The sequence below is a fragment of the Pedobacter sp. 01N310 genome (assembly GCF_056399805.1).
Map to the genome: position 1 here is coordinate 134,500 of NZ_JBFTSB010000004.1, position 23,821 is coordinate 158,320.

At 38.5% G+C, this 23,821-nt stretch carries 20 protein-coding genes; 4 read left to right on the plus strand and 16 right to left on the minus strand.

The window, feature by feature from the left end; all coding sequences use genetic code 11:
• Positions 1 to 12 precede the first annotated feature (12 nt).
• The 3 genes from lnt to rsmI all read right to left on the minus strand — a co-directional run bounded on the left by lnt (position 13) and on the right by rsmI (position 3,137).
• Positions 13 to 1,629, minus strand: a complete 1,617-nt coding sequence (gene lnt, locus AC1DNH_RS10545; RefSeq protein WP_477585677.1) for an apolipoprotein N-acyltransferase — start codon at positions 1,627 to 1,629, stop codon at positions 13 to 15.
• 102 nt (positions 1,630 to 1,731) lie between these two features.
• On the minus strand, positions 1,732 to 2,385 hold the full coding sequence (locus AC1DNH_RS10550; protein WP_477607863.1) for a PH domain-containing protein: 654 nt from the start codon (positions 2,383 to 2,385) through the stop codon (positions 1,732 to 1,734).
• A gap of 38 nt (positions 2,386 to 2,423) precedes the next feature.
• Positions 2,424 to 3,137, minus strand: coding sequence for a 16S rRNA (cytidine(1402)-2'-O)-methyltransferase (gene rsmI / locus AC1DNH_RS10555; protein WP_029277358.1), 714 nt, complete (start codon positions 3,135 to 3,137; stop codon positions 2,424 to 2,426).
• Positions 3,138 to 3,235: 98 nt separating this feature from the next.
• Between rsmI and serS the strand changes: the two genes are divergently transcribed.
• Complete coding sequence (gene serS, locus AC1DNH_RS10560; protein ID WP_477625368.1) at positions 3,236 to 4,507, plus strand: serine--tRNA ligase; 1,272 nt, start codon at positions 3,236 to 3,238, stop codon at positions 4,505 to 4,507.
• Between the two features lie 192 nt (positions 4,508 to 4,699).
• On the opposite strand, the gene AC1DNH_RS10565 is transcribed toward serS, so the two are convergent.
• The 5 genes from AC1DNH_RS10565 to fabV all read right to left on the minus strand — a co-directional run bounded on the left by AC1DNH_RS10565 (position 4,700) and on the right by fabV (position 9,096).
• A complete protein-coding gene (locus AC1DNH_RS10565; RefSeq protein WP_029277363.1) occupies positions 4,700 to 5,014 on the minus strand; it encodes a seryl-tRNA synthetase in 315 nt (104 codons plus the stop codon).
• 97 nt (positions 5,015 to 5,111) lie between these two features.
• Entirely contained in the window at positions 5,112 to 5,798 is a 687-nt protein-coding gene (locus AC1DNH_RS10570) for an SIMPL domain-containing protein (RefSeq protein ID WP_477607859.1), read from the minus strand.
• Between the two features lie 586 nt (positions 5,799 to 6,384).
• Positions 6,385 to 6,837, minus strand: a complete 453-nt coding sequence (locus tag AC1DNH_RS10575) for a cold-shock protein (protein WP_029277369.1) — start codon at positions 6,835 to 6,837, stop codon at positions 6,385 to 6,387.
• A 437-nt stretch (positions 6,838 to 7,274) separates the two neighbouring features.
• On the minus strand, positions 7,275 to 7,712 hold the full coding sequence (locus AC1DNH_RS10580; protein ID WP_477583011.1) for a GNAT family N-acetyltransferase: 438 nt from the start codon (positions 7,710 to 7,712) through the stop codon (positions 7,275 to 7,277).
• Between the two features lie 190 nt (positions 7,713 to 7,902).
• The gene (gene fabV, locus AC1DNH_RS10585) at positions 7,903 to 9,096 is read right to left on the minus strand and encodes an enoyl-ACP reductase FabV (protein ID WP_477583009.1); all 1,194 of its coding nucleotides are present in this window, start codon (positions 9,094 to 9,096) and stop codon (positions 7,903 to 7,905) included.
• Positions 9,097 to 9,535: 439 nt separating this feature from the next.
• Between fabV and AC1DNH_RS10590 the strand changes: the two genes are divergently transcribed.
• Positions 9,536 to 10,243: a DUF2490 domain-containing protein gene (locus AC1DNH_RS10590; protein WP_477583007.1), complete on the plus strand. Its 708-nt coding sequence runs from the start codon at positions 9,536 to 9,538 to the stop codon at positions 10,241 to 10,243.
• 85 nt (positions 10,244 to 10,328) lie between these two features.
• A complete protein-coding gene (locus tag AC1DNH_RS10595) occupies positions 10,329 to 11,219 on the plus strand; it encodes a hypothetical protein (RefSeq protein WP_477583005.1) in 891 nt (296 codons plus the stop codon).
• A 183-nt stretch (positions 11,220 to 11,402) separates the two neighbouring features.
• Here AC1DNH_RS10595 and AC1DNH_RS10600 read toward each other — a convergent pair whose 3' ends face one another.
• The 8 genes from AC1DNH_RS10600 to AC1DNH_RS10635 form a co-directional block, all read right to left on the minus strand.
• Positions 11,403 to 12,995, minus strand: coding sequence for a rhomboid family intramembrane serine protease (locus AC1DNH_RS10600; protein ID WP_477625369.1), 1,593 nt, complete (start codon positions 12,993 to 12,995; stop codon positions 11,403 to 11,405).
• 88 nt (positions 12,996 to 13,083) lie between these two features.
• Positions 13,084 to 13,869 carry a hypothetical protein gene (locus AC1DNH_RS10605; protein ID WP_477625370.1) on the minus strand — a complete coding sequence of 262 codons (786 nt, stop codon included), beginning with the start codon at positions 13,867 to 13,869 and terminating at the stop codon, positions 13,084 to 13,086.
• A gap of 141 nt (positions 13,870 to 14,010) precedes the next feature.
• Positions 14,011 to 14,457, minus strand: coding sequence for a DinB family protein (locus AC1DNH_RS10610; RefSeq protein WP_477584165.1), 447 nt, complete (start codon positions 14,455 to 14,457; stop codon positions 14,011 to 14,013).
• Between the two features lie 91 nt (positions 14,458 to 14,548).
• Complete coding sequence (locus AC1DNH_RS10615; protein WP_477611047.1) at positions 14,549 to 15,421, minus strand: DUF4261 domain-containing protein; 873 nt, start codon at positions 15,419 to 15,421, stop codon at positions 14,549 to 14,551.
• A 540-nt stretch (positions 15,422 to 15,961) separates the two neighbouring features.
• Complete coding sequence (locus AC1DNH_RS10620; protein WP_477584161.1) at positions 15,962 to 16,693, minus strand: head GIN domain-containing protein; 732 nt, start codon at positions 16,691 to 16,693, stop codon at positions 15,962 to 15,964.
• 156 nt (positions 16,694 to 16,849) lie between these two features.
• Complete coding sequence (locus tag AC1DNH_RS10625) at positions 16,850 to 18,502, minus strand: M1 family metallopeptidase (protein ID WP_477625371.1); 1,653 nt, start codon at positions 18,500 to 18,502, stop codon at positions 16,850 to 16,852.
• Between the two features lie 144 nt (positions 18,503 to 18,646).
• Positions 18,647 to 20,512 (minus strand): CocE/NonD family hydrolase, encoded by a 1,866-nt coding sequence (locus AC1DNH_RS10630; RefSeq protein WP_477585305.1) that lies wholly within the window; start codon positions 20,510 to 20,512, stop codon positions 18,647 to 18,649.
• A 177-nt stretch (positions 20,513 to 20,689) separates the two neighbouring features.
• On the minus strand, positions 20,690 to 22,561 hold the full coding sequence (locus AC1DNH_RS10635) for a CocE/NonD family hydrolase (RefSeq protein WP_477609499.1): 1,872 nt from the start codon (positions 22,559 to 22,561) through the stop codon (positions 20,690 to 20,692).
• 240 nt (positions 22,562 to 22,801) lie between these two features.
• Between AC1DNH_RS10635 and AC1DNH_RS10640 the strand changes: the two genes are divergently transcribed.
• Entirely contained in the window at positions 22,802 to 23,638 is an 837-nt protein-coding gene (locus AC1DNH_RS10640) for a DUF6515 family protein (RefSeq protein ID WP_477584026.1), read from the plus strand.
• Positions 23,639 to 23,821: the final 183 nt, after the last annotated feature.

A 23,821-nucleotide genomic window follows, 5' to 3' on the forward strand; every position in this document is an offset into this window, starting at 1 on the left:
ACTAATGGGATTTTATTTCTTTACCCATTTTCTATAAGGAATAATCAAGGCTAAGACAACGGCTAAAGCACTCAATATTTTTGCAATAATATCACCGCTTTTCACATAAAAGGTAATCTCGTCGTTTAGGTTGATGTTGGCCTTTATTGCTGTCCTTGTCCACCATTCAGTGCTTTGTGTAATATCGCCACGTTGATTAATGAAACAGGAGATTCCAGTATTTGCAGAACGTGCAACATCACGATGGGTTTCAATTGCTCTCAGTTTGGCGTACATTTCGTGTTGATCTTTGCCGGAAGTATTTCCCCACCAGGCATCGTTGGTTATCACTGCAATAAATTGAGCACCATCTTTAACCGATTGGCCAATCCAATCGCCCCAAAGACTTTCGTAGCAGATTACCGGTGCAACTCCGATTCCACTTTGTGCATAAAGCACATCAGGTTTTTCTTGCCAGCCCCATCCACCAACAGCTCCGCCAAGTTGTGCGAAAACCCCATCTAAAAAGGAAAATACTTTCGGGAACGGCATTTTTTCTACCCCAGGTACCAGCTTGGATTTATGGTAAAAGCGAACATCGGCAGAATTTTCAATCTGCATGGCCGTATTGAAATGATCAACATAAAGGTTTGCCTGCTGGTCGTACTGTGCAGAAAGTGTTTTTTTGTCGGGATAGATTTTAATGCTTTCTATTCCGGTGATCAGTGTGCCGTTTTTATATTTACTGATGAAGTTTTGTAGGGTACTAAAGGTTGTCGTTTCGCGGATCCGATCTTCGTTGTCGTAACTTGGTATAGCCGTTTCCGGCCAGATAAAATATTCGGTGTTGGTTTGCCCGATCGAATCGGATAAATGTGTTAAGATTTTAACCTGCTCCAAAGGTGGGATATTCTCCAGCTTTTGATAAGGATCTATATTGGGCTGAACCACCACTACATTGCTTGGCGTTCCTTTTTGTTCTGCTGTAAAGTATTTGGCTAATGAAATGCTGATGGGAATAATTACCACCAAAGCCCAGATTCCTGCGGTTCTAAACCTTAAATAACCTGTTTGTGATTTAAATTTCTTGTAAGCTTCAAAAGCCAGGATATTGCTCACTAAAATCCACAGTGAACCTCCGTAAACACCAGTATAATCATACCATTGCGCCAGCTGATGCATTCCTGCTAAACCATTACCTAAAGTCATCCAAGGGAAAGCTAAATCCCAGGTTTGCTGCAAATATTCTAAAGCGATATAAAAGGCAATTAACCCAAGGTACGCGATCTTTTTATTTACATATTTGCCCAATCGATAGTATAACCAAAAAGCAAAAGTCATTAAAAGCGCACCTAATCCATAAGGAATTAAAGAAACGGGGAGGGCTACTGCCGGACCATTATACGCACTTATCGCATTGTACACCCAATAAATTGATGCTGTATTCCAAACTAGAAAAGTTAAACCTGCAGTCAAGAAAATTCTTTTTCCCTGCTTTTTTTCAGCATTGCCTGAAATGGAATTGAGCGCAATGAACAAAGGCACCAGGCCGATCAACAACAAAGGTGTGGTAAAAGGCATTGGTGGCCAGGCTAGCCAAAGCAAAAATGCACTTAAGAGGGCGAGGAGGTAAGTTTTTTTCTTGTTCATTTTAAGTGCTGGCGCAATATTGTCATCCTGAGCCTGTCGAAGGACTAATTAATTATTTGGCATTTCGACAGGCTCAACGTGACAATTCGAGGGGATTTAGTTTTACAAACTATCTAAAATATTTGCTTTTTTAGCTTCGTATTCTTCCTGGGTAATCAGGTGTTTATCGTACAAAGTTTTAAGCTTGCGTAATTTTAATGTGGTTTCATCTTCTGGCTCTTCTACAACTTCAGCGATCTGAATAACGGGTTGTACTGGCTCAGGAGTTGGTTCGTAAGCAGGGATTTCGGCAAGAGGCTGAGCATTTAGATTGATGGGAGAGGCAGTTGCACGGTTTTCTTCCAGTTTTTGCTGACGGAGCATTTCCTTATACTCATCCAATTGCTGGTTCGCAGCCTGATGTAATTTACGCGCCTGTACTTTTGGAATAAATTCGGTTACGATGTTTTCGCCATGTTGTGGTACACAGATAAATTTAGAACCAAAAAACTCTTCCTTAAACGAAACCTCTTTAATGCTTTTCCATGAAATATCTTTAAAGTTCATGGTTAAGCCTAAATTACCTGGCTCGCAATAAAAAATACGCTTGTTCGAAATTGCAATACTATCTGGTAACAAGTTTACCGCTGGTTTTTTCTGTACAGCTAAATATAAAAGTTCTTCGCCCGTAGTTAAAAGGTCGTTTAATTTTCCAATAACTTTTTCAACCGCTTTTGGGTCTTGTTCGTCACTCAGAAATCTATCTATGCTAATCATAATATTTTTAAATTGTTGTGTTGGTTCCGTTTTTGATGCTATTCTTCTGCATCTTCATATTTGTTTTTGCTTTTAATATTGGGTTTCCCCGCTATGCAAATTACAAATTCTCCTTTTAAAGTATTGTTTTCAAAATGTGATTTTATTTCCACTAAAGTTCCACGAACAGTTTCTTCGAACATCTTGGTGAGTTCTCTACTTACCGAAGCTTGCCTATCGGCACCCAAATACTGTGCAAATTCCTCTAAAGTTTTTAATAAACGGTGTGGGCTTTCATAAAGTATAATGGTGCGGTCTTCTTCTGCCAATTTTTTGAACTTTGTTTGTCTGCCTTTTTTAACCGGCAAAAAACCTTCAAAACAAAATGCATCTGCAGGTAGGCCTGAGTTAACCAAAGCGGGCACAAAAGCTGTTGCGCCAGGTAAACACTCTACTGCAATGTCATTTTTAATGGCCTCGCGAACCAGGAAAAAACCCGGATCGGAAATGGCAGGCGTTCCGGCATCTGATATTAAGGCAATTTTCTGCCCTTCATTTAAAAACTTAATAATTTCTGAAGTGGCCTTATGTTCATTATGCTGGTGGTGAGAAAAGACCCTTTTATCGATGCCAAAGTGTTTAAGCATCGGGGCACTCGTGCGGGTATCTTCCGCCAGGATTAAATCACATTCTTTTAATATACGGATTGCCCTAAAGGTCATATCCTCCAAATTGCCTATGGGCGTTGGTACGAGAAATAGTTTGCCATCCATATTTCAGTTTGCAGTTTACAGTTAACGGTTTACAGTTTTTTCCAAACTCCTTACCCCAAACTCCAAACTCTTGCTATCTTTGCTTAAAAAATTAAATAATGCTGCAAGTTAACTATATCCGCGAAAATAGAGAGAAAGTTTTAGAACGTTTAAGTATCCGTAATTTTAAACAACCAGAACTGGTAGATGAAATCATTAAAATTGATGAAGACCGCCGTTCTACACAAGTCTCACTAGATAACGAACTTGCATTTGTAAATTCTACTTCAAAACAAGTTGGTGAATTATTTAGACAAGGTAAAAGTGAGGAAGCAGCAGCATTATCAGCTGTAGCAACTGAAAAAAAAGAAAATATTAAGGCGCTAACTGAAAAGTTAAATGAGCTGGAAGCTGCCCAGCATAATTTAATTGTTCAGTTGCCAAATTTACCATACCATTTGGTAAAACAAGGATCTACGGCAGAAGAAAACGAGGTTGTTCTAACACATGGAGCGCCGGCTCTGCTACCAAGTAAAGCTTTGCCACACTGGGAATTGGCTGCGAAATATGATATTATCGATTTCGAGTTGGGTGTGAAAATTACGGGTGCTGGTTTTCCGGTTTATAAGGGAAAAGGTGCAAAGTTACAACGTGCTTTGATTAATTTCTTTTTAGATCATGCTACTGAAGCCGGTTATAAAGAAATGCAGGTACCTCATTTGGTTAATGCGGCCTCGGGTTTTGGTACGGGACAGTTGCCGGATAAAGAAGGACAGATGTATCATTCAACTGTTGATGATTTATATTTAATTCCAACAGCCGAAGTTCCGGTAACCAATTTATACCGTGATGTAATTGTTAAGGAAGAAGATCTTCCAATTAAAAATACCGCTTATACGCCTTGTTTCCGTAGAGAAGCGGGCTCATATGGTGCACATGTACGTGGTTTAAACCGTTTACATCAGTTTGATAAGGTTGAAGTAGTTCAGATTACACATCCTGATAAATCTTACGAAACCTTAGAAGATATGAGCCAATATGTTCAGTCTTTATTAAAGGAGCTGGGATTACATTACCGCGTATTGCGTTTATGCGGTGGCGATATGGGCTTTACTTCTGCCATGACTTATGATATGGAGGTTTGGAGTGCCGCCCAGGAGCGCTGGTTAGAAGTTTCTTCTGTATCAAATTTCGAAACTTATCAAAGTAACCGTTTAAAATTACGCTTTAAAGGAAAAGAAGGAAAGGCACAACTGGCTCACTCATTAAACGGAAGCGCATTGGCTTTACCACGTATTGTGGCATCTATTTTAGAAAACTACCAAACCGAAAACGGAATTAAAATTCCGGAGGCTTTAGTGAAATATACCGGTTTTGATATTATTGATTAGTCAGGGAAACTAATGAAGTTTCAATGGGCTTGTGCGCAGTGAACTTCGTTAGTTTTGCTTAGGCCGCCGCGGAGACTTGCGAAGTTCTCTTTCGCGCAAGACTGAGTAAACTTCACAAGACGAGCATAAAAAAAGCTTTGCAGTAATGCAAAGCTTTTTGTTTTTATATAGATAGATGTAATGCTGTATTGATTATAAAATCAAGATCAACAATAAAATGATGATAATGATTGCACCAACTGAAAGATAAACACCTCCAGAAACTGCGCGGGCCTGACCTTTTAATTCTCTTAACTCGCTACGTAAAGCTTTACGTTCTGCTCTTGTTAAGTTCGATTTATCCATGTCTCTGATCTCTTCAACACGGGTTTTAATTCTTTCCAGTTTCACTGCTTGTTCTGCAGTTAATTCTGTTGGGTTTTTCGCAGGTTTATCAGCTGCCTGAGCTGAATTAAAACTAATGCCTAGAGAGAAAACCAAGGCTAACGTGTAGATGAATTTTTTCATAATATCTAATTTTTTAGTGTTCGACCTCTACGTAACAAAAAACCTACCAAAATGTTCTGGTAGGTTTTAAAAAGCATTGATTTAACGGTTAAAAGTCTTATTTGATCTCGAAAATGGCGTTTACTGTGAAATTCAGCTTAATTTTTTTAAAATCAATTTCAGGAGCGCCAGCGGCATCAGCCATTTCAGCTTTCATCGCGTAATTTCTATAAACAGGTTGTATTACATTGTCTCCACCATCTTGTATCTCAATTACACCACCTAATTTATCGCCTAAAGCCTCAACCATATAAGCTGCTTTCTCTTTTGCTGCCAATAAAGCTTTAATTTTAAGCTCTTTTTTTAAGGTTTCAATTTTAGAATAATCGTAGCTTTCAATATTCGTATTGGCGATTCCTTTGGCATCTATCGACTCTAATATTGCATTAAACTTGTTCAGATCGCTAACTTTTAAGCGGTATTGTTTGCTGGCTAAGAAATCAGGGTTTTTCTTTTTTTCTGTAGCATAGTTCCAGCTGCTTAAATTGCTGATGGTTAAATTTTCTTTTGCAATGCCTGCTTTTTGTACTGCTGCAAATAATTGTTTCTCTAACTCGGTAATGTCTACTTTTTTCTTTCCGTTTAAGTATTCTTTAAGTGAAATACCGATATAAATAATATCTGGTGTTACTTCTGTTTCTGCGGTTCCGCTAACGTTAATTTTTCTACGTAAATCTACTTGTTGAGCCATCGCTGATGATAATCCTAAAAATGCAACCAGTGCAAGTGCTATTAACTTTTTCATATATATTTTTCTTTGTGTGTACTGTAATGATGTAAACCGTGCACAAATTCCACACCGAGATTATCATTTTTTTATTTTTTTTTGGAAATGAGCGTCAGTATTTCAGGGCAAAACCTGTCCCGCTATACACTTTAGCCCCGAAGAAAAATTGGGGGCTGCCGTTGTTATCGGGTTTATTAACAAAAGATTATGCTACTATCGAAAAAATCTATCAAGGGTAAGCAATTGCGACTACAGTAATTTTTAAGCTGAAAAATATTGTTCTTTTTATCATGTAAATATTCATCCGTGTATCTTATCCATTAAAAAAAGCTACTGTTCTAGCCACCTAAACCCGACAAAGCGGATAGCCCGGAATGAAGCGCAGCGAAATGAGGAAAATAGCGATGGCGGGACCGAATTGGCCAATGCACATTGAAACCTGATTTTCTAAAATAAATAGAAAGAGAGTAAAATTATGCGCAAGGTTTTATGCTTAAATAGACGGAATTATAAATGGTTATAAAACCTAGCGCAGCAGAGTTTTCTGCAGAATTTTAATCATGTTTTGCAATTAGGAATTGCAAAAAGAATTGAATTGTGGTTGTTAAACCTTTGATACTTTAACAGCAGTTGGTCCTTTTTGACCCATTTCTACTTCGAACGTAACTTTATCACCTTCTTTAATCTGGGTGATTAAACCGTTTGCGTGAACAAAAATACTGTCTTGTGTTTCAGTGTTTTTAATAAAACCGTAACCTTTACTGTCGTTAAAGAAAGTAACTGTTCCTTTTTTAACAGGATTTTCATCGATGATGTCCTCTTGTCTTGAAATACCGATCTGAATATCTTCTGTATTAATTACTTTCTTTTTCTTCGGATCTGGTGGAGTAGAAGAGATGTTTCCGTTTTCATCAACATAAGCCATCATATCTTCAAGCGCTAAACCTTTTTTTGCATTAGCCTGGCGCTCTTCTTTTTTCTCTTGTTTGTCTTTTTGTTTTTTTAATCGTTTTTTTTCGTTCTCTTTTTTACTGTATGTTGCCTGAGATTTAGCCATATTTTATTTAATTGTTTTGTTTTGAAAGGTGAGTGGAATGGAGAATTATACAAAGATAACAATACTAAAGCATAAACACGATTTTATTCGGTTATGCTCTTGTCATTTGGGAATGTATAGTATAAAGGAATTTGCCACGGAAGCACAGATTTACACGGAATTAAGATCTATTCCTTAGCGTTGTGTATCTTTTGAGGCAATTGTCTTTTCTTTTTACCACAGATGAAGTGGATGAACACGGATAAGGAGGACATAGTATCTGTGTTGATCTGTGAAAATCAGTGGTTAAAACCTGCTATTAATTAGCTGCTTATGCATTGCAGTTGCAAATCTCGGTCATCTTCGTTACAAACGAGGACGATTGAATGTTTATACCTTTTCCGTGGTTTCAGTGTTTCCGTGGCAGACTCTTTCTGTAAAAATTAGTGGTTAAAGCTTTAAGATGGTTTATTCACCCACTTATCTTTATCGATCTGATAAACAAAATTCCATTTTAAGGGCTCACCATAATAGGCTACTTCTAATTCGGCGATTTTAAGGGCTCCTAATTTTTCTGTCGCTTTTTGTGAACGGAAATTAGTAGCACCAATATGTAAGATTACTTTATCTACAAATTGAAAAGCATAATCAAACATTAAAGTTTTTAAAGCCTTATTATGCCCCTTTCCCCAAAACTCGCGGGCAATAAAAGTATAGCCAACGGCGACAGAATGTTCTGTTTCATCCAATTCGTAGTATCTGGAACTGCCCACAACTTTATTGGTTTCTTTTTCATAAACGATAAAAGCACCCATCGATTCTATTGCGCCTTTAAAGAAATTTTCGAAAACCTCTCTTTTATAGCGGTCTTTATTAGGGTGCTGTTCCCAGATCAAAGGCTACTGCAAAAAGGGCTTCAAAATCCTCTTCTTTTAGGGGAACAACTTTAATTAAATCGTTTGCTAATGTAGGGTGTAAATCGAAATTCATGTAGGTTGGGTATAAAAACGGCTGGCTATAGGGCCAGCCGTTTATAATTTATTGTTTGAGACCCTGAAACAAGTTCAGGGTGACGAATCTAAGTAGTTAGTTTACCAAACCTTCAATTTCTACTACTTCCTGGGCATCTTTTTGATAATCAACTTTATCAATTTCGAAACCGAATAAGCTTAAGAAATCAGATCTGTAACCTGGTAAATCACCTATTGCAGGTAAAGTTTCGGTTGTTGCTTCTTTCCAAAGTTCTGCAACTTTAGCCTGGATATCTTCACGCATTTCCCAATCGTCGATTCTGATTCTTCCTTTTTCATCAACAGGGATAGGATTTCCGGTATATAAGCGATCAGCATATAAACGTTGGATCTGCTCAATTGTACCCTCGTGGATGCCTTCAGCTTTCATTACTTTATACAACAATGAAATATATAAGGGGATCACCGGAATAGCAGAGCTTGCCTGCGTTACCAATGCTTTATTAACTGATACATAAGCTTTTCCATCAATATCTTTTAATTTATCACTAATTTTAAAAGCAGTAGCTTCTAAATCATCTTTAGCCCTTCCAATAGTTCCTTTGCGGTATACAGGCTCAGTTAAAGCTGGGCCGATATACGAATAAGCTACTGTTGTTGCACCATTGGCAAGTAGGTTTTCTGCTTTTAAGGCATCAATCCACATGGCCCAATCTTCCCCACCCATTACAGCAACGGTATTGGCAATATCTTCTTCGGTAGCGGGCTCGATAGAAATTTCGGTCACATTACCAGTGTGGAAATCGACGGTTTTATTAGTATAAGTTCCACCGATAGGCTTTAAGGTAGAGCGGTGAAGCACTTCTGTATCCGGATGTTTCCTAACTGGCGATGCCAGGCTATAAATGACTAAATCAACCTGACCCAGATCAGCCTTGATCAGTTCAATTGTTTTTTCTTTAATTTCTTTAGAAAATGCATCGCCATTAATGCTTTTTGCATATAAACCGGCAGCATGGGCTTCTTTTTCAAAAGCTGCACTATTGTACCAGCCTGGTGATGCAGTTTTGCCTTCAGAAGGTGCTTTTTCGAAAAATACGCCAATTGTAGAAGCGTCAGAACCATAAGCAGCAGCAATACGCGAAGCTAAACCGAAACCGGTTGATGCGCCAATTACCAATACTTTTTTAGGACCATCTATAGCTCCTTTAGATTTTACATATTCAATTTGATTCTTTACGTTTTGTGCGCAACCATCAGGGTGTGCGGTTAAACAAATAAAGCCCCTCATTCTAGGTTCGATAATCATTTTTGTTCTATTTTACGTTTTGTAATGTTAAAATAAGCGCAATTTTTAAGGGTATTGAAAATACCGTAATGCCCAAATCTTTAACGAAGATAAATTTTTAATCGCTTAACGTTAAATGAAATTTTAATAATGAGCGTATTTAACTGCAAAGCGCGCAAAGTGTTTCGCAAAGAAACGCAAAGGTGGTTATGTTTTTTACCATAGAGGACATTGAGCTATACACAGAGAAACACAGTGTTTTTTGATTTTAACCACAAGGGCGCTAAGCATACAAAGCTAGAGCCACAGTTTTGGTAAATTGTATAATGGGCTTCAAACTCTGGATTTGAACTTTAGACCTCCGACGCCTGACTTTCTAACTAATTAACAACTCTTTTTTCACTTTACTGTTTTTCTTTTAATTTAGCGGCACACAGATAAAACCGGTTTATCTCTTCTTATGAAAAAAATAGTATTGTCTGCCGTGGTGCTCATCATCATGGCTTCTGGAAAGCTTTATGCACAAACCCAACATCAAAATTCAGGTTGGTTTATGTTTTTAAATAACACCAAATTTAATGATAAATGGGGGCTTCAATTCGATGTTCAACTGCGTTCGGCTGATGATTGGGGATATTTGAGAAATACCCTCGTGCGCCCGGCGTTACAATATTTCATTAATAACCAGCACAATGTGGCCCTGGGCTATTTATGGCAAACTACACAATCGCAATCGATAGTAGCTGGTAATTCATTTTTACATGAGAACCGTATTTTTGAACAATATATTTTTAGCCATAAGCTAAAATCGATCTTTGCCAGCCATAGGCTAAGGCTTGAGCAACGCTTTATTGGCCGCCCGGATGGAGATGTTTTTTCACAACGTTTCCGTTATTTCGTGAGGTTGATCCAGCCTCTGCAAAAAACTCAACCAACGTTTACAAAAGGGCCATTTGTGGCTTTGCAGAACGAAGTATTTTTGAATATTCAGAATAAGGATAAAATTAACAATAGTGTTTTCGACCAGAACAGGTTATATCTCGCTGCAGGTTATCGTTTTTCGAAGCAGTTTGATCTGGAAGCTGGGTATATGAACCAAATTACAAATGGCATTTCGAACAATACGGTTAATAATATTATTCAGTTGGCCGTTTACACCAGGTTTTAATGTTTTAAAGTCATTTTTTGTACAGCAACTCTTACAAAATGTTAAAGCTGTTGTAATTGACTGGTCTTTTTGCTCAATTTGCCGCGTGAAAAAAATTACCATTCTATTTTTAGCACTCTTGTTTGGCAAGCGAATGCAAGCACAAGAGATTAAAGCCTCTTCAAGCAGTAATACACCTACTTCTAAAAGTTTATTCAACCCTGAGCATAAAAGGAATTTTTCCCGTAAAGGTGATTTCTTTTTTCACTGGGGATACAACAGCTCGTGGTATGGGAAAAGTGATATCAGGTTTCAAGGCCCGAACTACGATTTTACTTTAAAAGATGTAATTGCACATGATAGACAATCTAAATTGAGCTGGGCTTATTTAAACCCTGGACTTATCACCGTACCGCAATACAATATCCGTGCGGGTTATTTTATCAAAGATAACTACAGTATCTCAATCGGTTGGGACCACATGAAATATGTAATGGACATCCCACAAACAGTAGCGATTACTGGTCACATCGGGCCAAATATTTCTCCAACCAATACACCTACAGGTAATTTGGCAGGTGATTATAACGGACAAAGCATTAATGTTAAAGAGAGCATGTTAACCTACGAGCATACTGATGGTTTTAATTACGCAAATATCGAAATTGAGCGTTATGATGATATTTGGGTGGCTCCGGGCGGCAATACTTCCTTAACCTTAGAAACCGGTTTAGGTGGTGGCATGATGGTTCCGCGTTCAGATGTACGTTTGTTCGGACAGGGCAGAAATAACCACTTCAGTATTTCGGGTTACGGTGTTTCTGCAAAAGTTGGACTTAAGTTTTATGTTTGGAAAAACGTTTACCTACAAAATACCACAAAGTTCGGCGCTACCAATTTAACCAATGTGCATACCACTGGCTGGGATGAGTACGATAAGGCCAGTCAGAAGATTAACTACATTGAAAATATGTGGCTGATCGGGGTTCAGTTTTAAAAGATATGGAAGGAGGCTTAAGCCTCTTTTTTTGTTTTATACGAAATTATTTCTTCTTCCTTTCTTTAATTAACCCTGTAATTTCTAGAATCCATTTAAAAGGAATATCTGCAATGACGTTGTGGATTAAATGTTAGATGGATGAATGGAGATTCGTTGGCTAACATGACCAGCATGTGCAAGTTATAAACTTGTTTCGACAGTCATTTCTTTCTTATATACCCGCTTTTTTGTTGCAGGTTTTTCGAGTGTAAACCGAAATATCAAACCTAAAATAAAACCACTAATAAGTCCTCCGATGTGGGCAGCATTATCAATATTACCAGTCAAACCATAGAGCAGGTTATATCCAATAAAAATCAAGGTTCCGATTAAAAAGGACTTGGTGAAGTTTTCGTCGTAAAATTTTGAAACCAGTAAGGCAAGGAATATCCCCGATAAACCGAAAATTGCCCCAGAGGCGCCAACACTAACTATTGATGGGTTCCACCATATGCTTACTAAACTGGCCGTTATTCCGATGAATAAGTAAGAAAGCAGAAATCTGATTTTGCCCAAGCGCATTTCGAGTGTAAGACCAAAAAAAATAAGGCCAATCATATTTGTAGTTATATGGATGATGCCTCCATGTAAGAAGGTATTGGTGGTTAATCTCCACCATTGTCCGTTTTTTACAAATGGGCCAAAATCTGCACCCCAGGTTAACAGGTCGGTCGCGGCAAAATTCATGAAACCGAGACCACTAAACATCATTGTTAAAAAGAGTGCAATGTTTATGAAAACTAGAATAGGCGTTATATAAAAGCCATTTTTTGGTTTTAAGAAACGTAGGAATTCAATTAAGTCATCATTTTTTATGGGTGTCCCGCTTTCAAATTTTTTGAGGGCAGGGCGATCAATTTTGGGTATCAGCACCATGATCAGCCAAATAACTGATGAAATACCAAAAGATATAAAGATCCAGTCTGATTCATTACCCAATCGATCTTCAAAAGGTTCTTTTTGGGCAATGAGTATTGGTGCAGTACTCCGGTCATATTTAATACAATGCAATATTGCATCTTTGTAACCATCTTTATCGCTATTGTTTCCAATTTGCTCCAGATATCTGAACTCGTCGAAGTTATTGTGCGCCACATCATATTGACTGATGGATAGTAATGTTTCGTAGTTTTCTTGTTTTTCTTTTGGCGTGAGCCTGTTGCTGATGTTTTTAGAATATTTGACGCCCAGGAATGCCTTACACCGGTCGCTTTCTGCATCTGTATCGATAATCGGGAGGACAACGAAAACATAAATGCCGAAATTCTCATTGTTTCTTCCACCAACTTCAACAAAGGTATTTACGCCGATATTAATTTTGTCGACACTAAATTTTTTCAGCGTATAATACTTCGATGGCTTGTGCTGATCGATTTCATTTATGCTAAATAATTGGGTGAGTTTTCCTGTAGCTTTTGGAAGGTAATTTTGTGCGATTATGTTTGGAATAGATAAGGCAATTAAAATGATTATGAAATAAAAATCAGGTAGCTTGTCCCTATTCGACTTTAGATTTAAAATACGGATTCTTCGTCTAAAAAAGAGCAAAGTTACAAGCAACGATACTACAGCTGGTCCTGCAAATTGAATTATAGTATCATTGAGAGAGAAAAGTTCTAGTTTGATTACGAGTAGCCAATGTAGAAAAGTATAGCCTACACATATTGATATAGAAATTAGCAGGAATGGGATAAACAGTATGTTTAGTTTTTTTATAGTTAAATCGCGTTGCATTTCTATAAAATCGAGGCCGTTAGTTTGCTCAATAATAAGATAAATCTTTCAATTTAAATAACTGTTTATTGCTGATACTAAAATTTATCTAAGCTGTTCGCTTTTTGATTATTGTTAAGTAGCTTTTAGCAGCATCTTCTGCTTTTTGGTTATACTTAATGTCTTTATCAAACAGATCAATTCTCAGGTTTTTATAAAGCACTATCGCATTTTCTAACGCAGTAATTAAAGATGTTTTATTGTATTCGGCAACAGTACCTTTAAGTAAGCTAAAATCTTCGGCAGGAAGCTGCGATTCTACTTTACGCACACCTCGTGGTAGGTTGTTGTTTTTGATGTGCAGTAGAGGGCCAAACACGATCATTCTTAAAAAGCCGAAGAAATCTAGCGCTTCCAGATACTCACCTCTGCCGATTTTTAAGAGGGCATAATGCATCCAGGTCCAAAAGCGGTCTTCAATCCATTGGTAATCTGGTGAAGGGAATTTAGCTTCAGTTTGATCAAGAACTTGCTGTAATTGATTGTCTCTGTCGATTAATAGCATAGGGTTTTCTACTCTTGAAGCAAATTCATCAAGGGTTAAAAACTTAATGTCAACATGTAACAATGGCTTGTCGTAAAGGCAGATCAATACGCGGGGTTCGCCAACATGCTCTCCTGTAAATGCAGAAATTAAATCGCCAAGAAGGCTGGCATATTGCAGCATTTTTGATTTATCTGTTGATAGTTTTTCTTTGGTAACCAAAATGAGGTCGAGGTCTGAAAATTCGTCGATTTCGTTGCTGAGCCAGGAGCCGCCCACGGCTAAACCGATAACAGATCCATCGCTTTTTAATATTTTGGTTGCGTTTTGGGCAAAGAGTTGTTGTATCATGAGTAATTTCATCTATGTATTGTATTTTCTTAATAGATTGCTTTGTCGGCTGAAAAAGTCTCCTTGCAATGACGATCTAGTGTCGTAAATCACTTTGTGCTGGACGCCCAATGCTTGGCTTCTGTTTCTAATGACAATAAATTATACATCCAATAACCTTCGGTGGTAATTGATCTGCCCTAAATGATAGGCTAAATGCGTGGTAAGGTGAACCAGGAAGAATTCGGTTGATGTTTTCTCCTGAAATACCAATGTTGGGTATTCGCTATTGAGCTGTTCTTCGGTTATTTTATCCAGCGTTTCGTTAATCACGGATAGGGTTGCTTCGATCATGTTGATAAGCTTCTGCTTAGGGATGTCTTTTAACGAAAACTCCAATTCGCGGTTTCGGATGTAATTACTGCCGCCCAAGGTTGCGCCAATGTAGGTGTTGAGGTTTCCGATTAAATGCAGGCAAAGGTTCCCTGCTGAGTTTGCAATCTCCTTATCTATAACCCATAGGTTTGATTCATTTTTGTATGATTCGATTTCGGATTTCAGTTTGTTAAGATCGCGACTGAAAAGGGATTTTAAGGTTTGGGTAAGCATATGCGAATTCTTAAGGGATTATTTGAAATGTTGTTAGGGGAATAAATGTTTAAAGCCGACACGGGATTTTGTGTTGAAGGAATGATTGTCGTTAATCTGGCGTTACATTTACCACAACTCTGTCCGGGCCTACAAGCGAAAGTTGCTTTACACATTTCCATTTTGAGCCAGTTTTTAATCCTTCAAGTGTGTTTCCGTCAACTATAATATCGCCAAACTCATAAGCATAACAAGCATATGTCCATAACAGATTAGCCACTTCATTTTCGTTAGCTGCTGAGAACCGGATTTGAAAATCAGGTAATCCAATGGAGTGAAGACCAACTGTATCCATTAACAATTCTTTGTGATCGGCATTGTTGCTAATGTTGTAAAGCCTTACATTGCAAATTGCATTTAACATCTGTATTTTATCCGTCTCCCAAATGCTTACCATGTGGGGGGGATTTAAGATTTTTTGTGCTGGTGATGAATAAACTGCATTTGGTTGCGTTGCCTTGATCACTGCCACCAGAAAATCCATAAATATATTTAAGCGTTCTTTATAGGGTAATGTTCTCGACATTAAATCAGTTACCAATATTTCATAAGTGCAGTTTTTAGCAATCTGATTGGCTTCTTGCCAATGCCAGTTTTGTTGAAAAGCAGCATCTGGAAGTTCTACCTCAGATTTGCCCTGATCAGGTATCATTATCGTGCACTGTGCCGGAATTGTTGCATCAGCAAATTGAATGGGATGATTGGGGAATAAAAAAATAAAGGTGTTTTCTGAGAAGGAATGTTCAACATTTGCAAAGTGTTTTTTCACCTCCGCTAATACCTGATTGCTATCGAAGTTAGGTTTGTCAAGGAATAAAAGTTTAGCGGTAAGCAGTTCAGGGAAATTCTCCAATGGATCATTTTCTGCTATCTGTTCATTTTCTTCTACAATGTTTTTCTTTTTAAATACGTTGAATAAACCCATTATACATTATGTTTTTGATGGCTAGTATTGTGATTATAGCCTGGTTTAAATATACAAATGAATACTGCCCAATACCACATTAAATTATAATTTCTTTAACTAACGGTTAGATTTCCTTTGCAGACCTGAGTGCCTAAAGCCGATAAAATGGAGCCCAGAGTTCCGATTTTTCACCGGGGCAAGAACTTGAAGTAATAGCGGGACTAACACTTAATAGTAGCAATAATCTGCTTTTCAAATAAAAATAAAAGGATGTTAAAGCACATTGTCCGACCAAAGATCTTTTACAGAAAAGATGAGGCTGTATCATAAGTTGTGATTCCATTCCAACCTGTCACGTTGAGCTTGTCGAAACGCTTTGAGGGCATTAAACAGGTCCTTCGACAAGCTCTCCACAGGAGTCCTTTGGACAGGAGACAATTCTATATTTATGATACAACCTCATGACGATCGCGTTGGGAATAGCGCTAAAAATTAATCTTTTACCAAAAAAAACACCTACAATTTCTTACAGGTGTTTCTCTATTAAAAAGTTTTAATTTATACTTTTCTTACCCCACCTGAGCCAACAATAGTTTTATCAACACTTGGATTGCCAGAGTAATTTACGCTTCCTGATCCGCTGATTACCGCTCTAATACTTTCGCTTACGGCGATATTTACGGTTCCTGAACCACTGATGGTACTGGTTAAAGTTTTTGTAGAAAAAGATTTACCGGCAAAGGTGCCTGAGCTGCTGATTACTACTTTTGCATGATCTGCACCGCCTGTAATGTTTATTGCACCAGAACCGCTAATCACACCACTATAGTTGTCTACATCAGCGATTGCTTTAATGCTTCCCGAACCGCTTACAGTTGTAGTTAGACTACCTGTGCTGATTTTTCCATTAACACTTAAGTTGCCATCACCGCTTACGGTTAAGCTGGCCAACTCTTTTGCCGTTACGTAAGCTGTGATTTTTTTGCCTTCATATTTTCTAGTCCAGCTAGTAATACTGGTTTGCGGGCGGATAACCAAAACGTTGCCTTTTACTTCGGTAACAATTGAGGCCAATGCATCAGCATCGCCTTCTAAACGACAGCTTTCGCTATTGCCCAAAGTTACAATTACGTTTATTGGGCCTGCTGCAGCAACTCCGTTGAAGTTTTTCACATCTCTGTCGTCGCCATTATTTTTTGAAGTGTTGATGCTGATCTGATTTTTAGCAATTACATTAATACTAGAGGTTAATGTTAAGGATGCCAATAATATTGCAAATACTTTTTTCATGGTAATGGATTTTATTTTTTAGATGAATAATGAGCTTTTCTTATAAGACGGTTGTTTTTAAGAAAAGTTGCACAAGTTGAAAATTATCTTTGGTGGCCGACTTACGAAGTTAGCTGAGCTATCGGGCCAGGGAAACTTCGTAAGTCTGGACGAGGATTAACCTTTTTTGAGGTTAATATAAAACAACGGATCGTGTTTAAAGTTATCTGCATTTATGCTGGCATCTACCTTAATGGTTTTCCAATCGTTTGTAGGTTTAATCAAGGTATATGCACCTGTTTTTAATGTTACACGGACAGGCATATCAAAACCTTTAACATCGGTTATCCAGCGATAAGATAAAGTGCCATTGTTGATTTTATATGCTAAAAGTGGGATTTTGGTAAAACGTAAATACTGATCGAAAACTTTATCCAGTTTAAGCCCGCTTTGTTTGGCTATGTAATTTTCAATCTGAGCAGTGGTTACCGTTTGATGGTAAAATGTTTTGCTTAGCCCGCGAAGAATCTGTCTGAATTTTTCATCGTTATTAATTAACTGGCGAATGGTACTAATCAAATTTGCACCTTTTGGATACATGTCGCCCGAGCCTTCTTTATTTACACCGTAAGGACCAATAACTGGAACATCATTACGGATGATTTTTTGTAATCCGATTACATATTCATCAGCAGCTGCTTTGTTCTCGGTACATTCGGTAAACAATACCTCAGAATAATTGGTGAAACCTTCGTGAATCCACATATCGGCGATATCTTTTGAGGTGATGTTATTGCCGAACCATTCGTGGCCGCTCTCGTGGATGGTGATGAAATCCCACTTTAAGCCATGGCCGGTACCGCTTAAATCTTTGCCTAAATAACCTGGTTTAAACTGATTGCCATAAGCTACTGCGCTTTGGTGTTCCATCCCTAAATGTGGTGCCTGAACCAGTTTGTAACCGTCTTTGTACCATGGGTAAGGACCAAACCAGTATTCGAAACATTTTAGCATGGGTTTAACATCGGCATCCCAATGTGGGCGGGCTTTGGCGCTATCGGTTTGCAGCGCCCAGTAATCGATGCTGAGTTTTCCGTTTTCACCATTGTAACTGTCTTGCCAGTGGGCATATTTGCCAATGTAAAAGGTTACATCATAGTTGTTGATGGGATTAGCGACAAACCAATTGTATTGTTTGTAACCATCCGGTTTATCTACAGTATTTCTCAGCCTTCCATTAGATATTTCCTGCAAAGTTTTAAGAACACTAATGCTGATTAACATACTATCTACTTCATCGCTCTGGTGATCTTTATTTGGCCACCATACACTTGCGCCTAAACCCTGGCAGGCTACGGAAACAAAAGGATTGCCGGCTTCATCTTTTTTGAAGATAAAACCGCCATCCCAAGGGGGTGTTTTGGCAACAGTAGGATTACCAGAATAGAAAACGATAAATCTATCTTTACTTCCTTTTTTAACTGCTTTAGGAAAGGTTACAAAAACCGCATTATATTCTCGGGTAAAAGGTAAACTGGCACCTTTATATACCACTTTATCTACTTTTAAGTTATCAAAAAGATCGAACTGTAATTTGGTGAAATCCTGTGTGGCGGTAAAAGCAAATTCATTGCTTCCGCTAACTGATTTTTGGTCGATATCGATCTTCACATCTAAGTGGTAATAATTAATATCGTAGCAGGTACGTAAAGGGGTAAGTGTTCCGCGGAGGCTATCGGCCCTTGAGTTTACCTGGTTTTTGCCAAGCATCTGTGCCTGTACAGCCGAAATGCTGATGCTGATGGCAAGGATGAATAGTAACTTTTTCATTTGTTATGTTTTTGTTGATCGTTATAAACGATCGGTTATTTATGAGGGTGTATCATAAAGGCGATTTCACCTCAGATGCTGTCATGTTGAGCCTGTCGAAACACCTTAGAGGGTATTTAAGCGGGTCCTTCGACAAGCTCAGGCTTATTTTATCACATCAACTTCGATAAAACTATCGTTAAATACAGTTTGCGTAGCTTTAATATAATCGGCTTCTGTTGCTTTATATGGGTTTTCTACGAATTTTTGTGGATTACGTGCAAATAAAGGGAATGCTGTACTCTGCACCTGGATCATAATCCGGTGTCCTTTTTTAAAGGTGTGTAATACATCCTGTAGCTGAAAGTTCACATCCGTTTTCTGGTTGGCTACCAAGGCCTCGGGTTTTTCGAAACTATTGCGGAAGCGTGCAGGCATAACTTCCGAACGCACCATTTGCCAGTAATTGCTCAAAATGATATTCTTGTTTGGCATGTAAGAGTTGTTCGGCTCATCGGCAGGATAAACATCGATCAGCTTTACAATAAAATCTGCATCGGTACCCGTGGTTGCAATTTTAAGGTGCGACATAATTTCGCCTCCTAAGGTAATGTCGGTATCCAATATATCGGTTTGATAGACCAATACATCTGGTCTTCTGCCTGCAAAACGTTGGTCTTCACTCATGTAATTATGTGGTGTAAAGCCCAATGTAGTGGTTAAATCTTCGGTATATGGAACAGGCTTTAATGGATCGCTAATATAGTTTACTGAACTGGCCGCACCAGGTGCAGTCATGCTGAGCTTACCATCAGCACCCAGATATAATTTTTGTTTAGTCGCCTTTTCTGTTGGCCATTTGGCAAAAGTTTCCCATTGTTTTTTACCGGTATCGAACATATAGGCTTCAGGCAGGCCAGCGTTTTTATCGCCATTGCCCTTTAAAAAGTGATTAAAGAATTTAGCTTCAATTTCTTTCTGGTAGAAGGTAGCAATGCTATCTCCGAAATACACATTACTATGCATGGTATGACCGGTTTCGCGGCTCCATCTTCCATGCCCAAATGGTCCCATTACAATCGTATTGTAGGCATTAGGGTTTTTCTTTTCGATGGTTTTATAAATGTTTAGCGGGCCAGACAGATCTTCGGCATCGTACCATCCACCAACTACCATCACCGCAGGTTTAATGGTATTGTAATGTTTTAATAATCCACGTTTTTGCCAAAACTCATCATAGTTTGGGTGGTTAACGGTTTCTTGCCAGAAAAAATTATCCTTGTAATATTTGTCTGCATTGCTTAAAGGGCCTAAATCTAACGCAAACTGATAACCATCTTTTGTTTTTGGAAGGATTAACTGGTTATTATACCAGGCTTTAGCGGTAGTATCGATTTTTTGCACACCAAATACCGGAAAGGTCATGAAATAACTCTGCAAAAATGATCCGTTGTGGTGGAAATCATCAAAAAAGAAATCTGAAATCGGCGCTTGTGGCGATGAGGCTTTTAAAGCAGGATGATTGCTTAAAATTCCTGCAGCAGTGTAAAAGCCTGGATAAGAAATTCCCCATTGGCCAACTTTGCCGTTGTTATTGGCTATGTTTTTAACCAGCCAATCAATGGTATCGTAAGTATCAGAACCTTCATCAACCTCTTTTTTGCTTTTTTTGTTATCGATAACAGGGGTCATATTGGTCCAGGTGCCTTCGCTTTTCCAGCGACCGCGCACATCCTGATACACCATGATATAGCCCTCTTTCATCATCAATTCTGACGGGCCTAATTTTGCAGGAAATTTATCTTCGCCATATGGGGCAATGCTATAACAGGTACGTTGCATTATCATCGGATATTTTTTATCCTTGGCTGCATCTTTAGGTGTGTAGATGGCGGTAAAAAGTTTAGTTCCATCGCGCATTGGGATATAAACTTCTTTTTTGGTGTAATTAGCTTTTGGATATCCTGTATCACTTTGCGCAAAAGCAGTGGATGCCGAAAGCAGGATAATTATTAGTTTTAAGTATTTCATTTTATTATAATAAGTTAGTTATTCATGTGGTTGGTTTGTGGTGACACGAACCAAGACAGCAGTTATTTGCCATTTATTTTAAACTCAGGCGTCATTCCCGCGCAGGCGGGAATCGTAATGCTTAAGATTCCCAATCAAGTTGGGAATGACGAACCGCATTATTTAGAGCCCAATATTTTACTTTAACACCGAAACTGTAATAAACGAGCTGTTGTGCACGTCGTGATAAATTTTGTGTGTAGCTTTTTGAAAATCCTGTGGTTCTGCCTGATAGATATCCATAAATTTCTGCGGATTGCGATCAGCTAAAGGGAACCATGAGTTTTGAATCTGGATCATAATTTTATGGCCTTTTTTAAAGGTATGCGCCACATCGGGCAAAGGGTAATTTACTTTTGTGATGGCACCAGGAACAAATGGCTCAGGTTTTTCGAAACTGTTGCGGTATTTTCCACGCATAATTTCTCCCCGAACCAGCATTTCGTAACCACCCATAATCAGGTTTTTAGGGTTAGGTTCTGGATTTGGTGCATCTTCAGGATAAACATCAATCAGTTTAACTACATAATCGGCATCTGTTCCGGTAGTCGAAACCACCAAGTTGGCCAAAACAGGACCTGTTAAAGTAATATCTTCTGTTAAAGCGTCGCTTTGGTAAGTTTTTACATCCGGACGGCGGGCAGCAAAACGCTGATCATCGATCATGTACTCGCGGGTACGTTTGGCCTGAATGCCATCCTGGTAAGGCACAGGGTTATTCGGATCGCTCACATATTCATCCCAGCTATCGGTTCTGCCCACTTTTTCGAAACTGAGCTTTCCATTGGGTTGTAAATACAGGTTTTTGTTTTCTACTTCTTGTGGTGGCCATGTTTTGAACTTTTTCCATTCGTTAGTTCCCGTTACAAAAATATTCGCTTCTGCTGCATTAAAATCGCCTTCACCTTTTAAATAATGTTTAAAGAAAGGCAGTTCATACTGCTCCTGGTAATCGATACTGGTGGTTTTGCCGAAAGAGATATCGCCGAAATAAGAACCATCACTACGTACCCAGCCGCCATGGAACCAAGGTCCCGCAACCAGGATATTATTGGCGCCAGGATTCTGTTTCTCAATTGCTTTGTAAGTGTCAAAAGTTCCATAGGCATCTTCAGCATCGAAAAAGCCACCCACTACCATCACCGCAGGCCTTACATTGGTTAAATGTGGCGTAATTAAACGCGCTTTCCAGAAGGTATCTAAGTTTGGATGTTTAAATAAATCGTTCCAGAATTTAATACTATCTGCAAAGTATCTGTCTTTTAGGTTTTTAACAGATCCGGCTTCTAAGTAAAAGCGATAATTGTCTTGAATGGGGAACTGAAAACCTTTAGGTCCTTTATCTGGTGTAATCGGTTTAGGTCTCGGCACACCAAAATTGCCCATAAAACTGAAAGCATCCATCAGAAATAATGTACCACGGTGGTGGAAATCATCACCCATAAACCAATCGGTAACTGGCGCCTGAGGCGAAACGGCTTTTAGCGCGGGGTGTGCATTTGGCAAAGAAGTGGTAGAATAAAAACCAGGGTAGGAAATGCCATAAATACCCGCATTTCCATTGTTGCCTTTCACGTTTTTAACCAACCAGTCGATGGTGTCGTAAGTATCCGTACTTTCATCAATAGCTGTTTTAGATTTTTTTCCAACCAGTTGAGGACGGATATCGGCAAAAGTGCCCTCACTCATCCATCGGCCCCTCACATCTTGATATACAAAAATAAATCCCTCACGCATCATAGCCGGAAAATTCCCCAAACTCAGCTTATATTTATCTTCGCCATAAGGTGCAACGGTATAGGGTGTTCGGTTAATTAAAAATGGATATTTTTTGGTTTGATTTTTGGGTATATAAATGGAAGTGAAGAGTTTAACCCCATCGCGCATGGGGATCTGGCGTTCTATTTTAGTGTAGTTTTCTCTAACATATGCCGAATCGGTTTGCTGGGCTATTAATTCATTAGAAATAAACAGACAAAATAAAAGACTGAAAATTCTGGTAAGGTTCATTTAAGCTAGTTTTTAGGAATAAAATTTAAATATAGGTGATTCGTGGTTGATTAGAAAAAATAGCCCGTAAAAGGTTTGTTAGCAAAGATGGAATCATGTAAGATGGAAGGATTTTGATATATTTTGCCATTAAAACCCTCCCTTCGTCATCACTTTATCAAAATTTAGTTAAATAGTGTTAAGGGATAATCTTTTAGGAGTTTTCACCGTCATATACATAATCGACATAAACACAAAATAATGAATAGGTTATTAAATAAAGGATTGGTTGTTTTCGCTGCAGCAGCGATGATTGCAACCTTAAGTATTGAAAGCGTTTCTGCACAGCGGCCAAGTAGGAGTGGAGGTTCTTCCGGGGGCGGTAGATCTGGTTCGATAAGCCCATCAAGAGGCGGTGGTTCTATTTCCAGACAACCATCTATGCATGCGCCAAGTAGAGGTAGTTATGCACCAAGCAATGGCGGTCGCCCACCAAGACCTAATTACAGTTATAACAGACCAGGTTATCGCCCAGGTTCAGGATATGGTAGGCCTGGTTACGGTTATCGCCCAGGTTATGGAAGGCCTTATTACAGACCATATTATAGCTATTATAATTTTTACAGGCCCTTTTTAGGTTTCAGGATTGGCGTATTACCTTATGGCTATTATCCGTTTTATTATGGCGCTAACCAGTTCTATTATTCAGGCGGATTGTTTTATCAACAAAACAATAGTCAATACGAAGTGGTAACCCCACCAGTTGGTGCTGAGGTTCCGAATTTACCATCGGATGCTAATCTGGTTACCATTAATGGGGTTGATTATTACGAATACAAAGGCGTTTATTATACCCAAAAAGAAAGTGCTGATGGTAAAACCGTATATGTGGTTGCTGGGAAAGACGGTATTTTAAACACGACTGATGGCCCGGTTGATACGCATAATATAGGCGATATAATTAGTCAATTGCCAGAGGGATGCAGAGAGGTAACCATTAAAAACGAAAAGTATTTTGTTTCGCCTGATGATGTTTATTATGAAGAAATAGTAGATGGAACAAATATTACTTACCGTGTAATTGGTAAGTTGTTTTAATCTTAGTTTTATCAGTGTCAGATGGTAACATTTGACACCACTTATAATTCCAGTAAATGTGCAGTTGGATGGTAACATCCAACTGTTTTTGTTTAATTTCTCGCTGTACGTCATACTGAACTTGTTTCAGTATCTGTATTCACTTTGTGTCAGATCGGAATATCCAACACCACTGAATTTCCG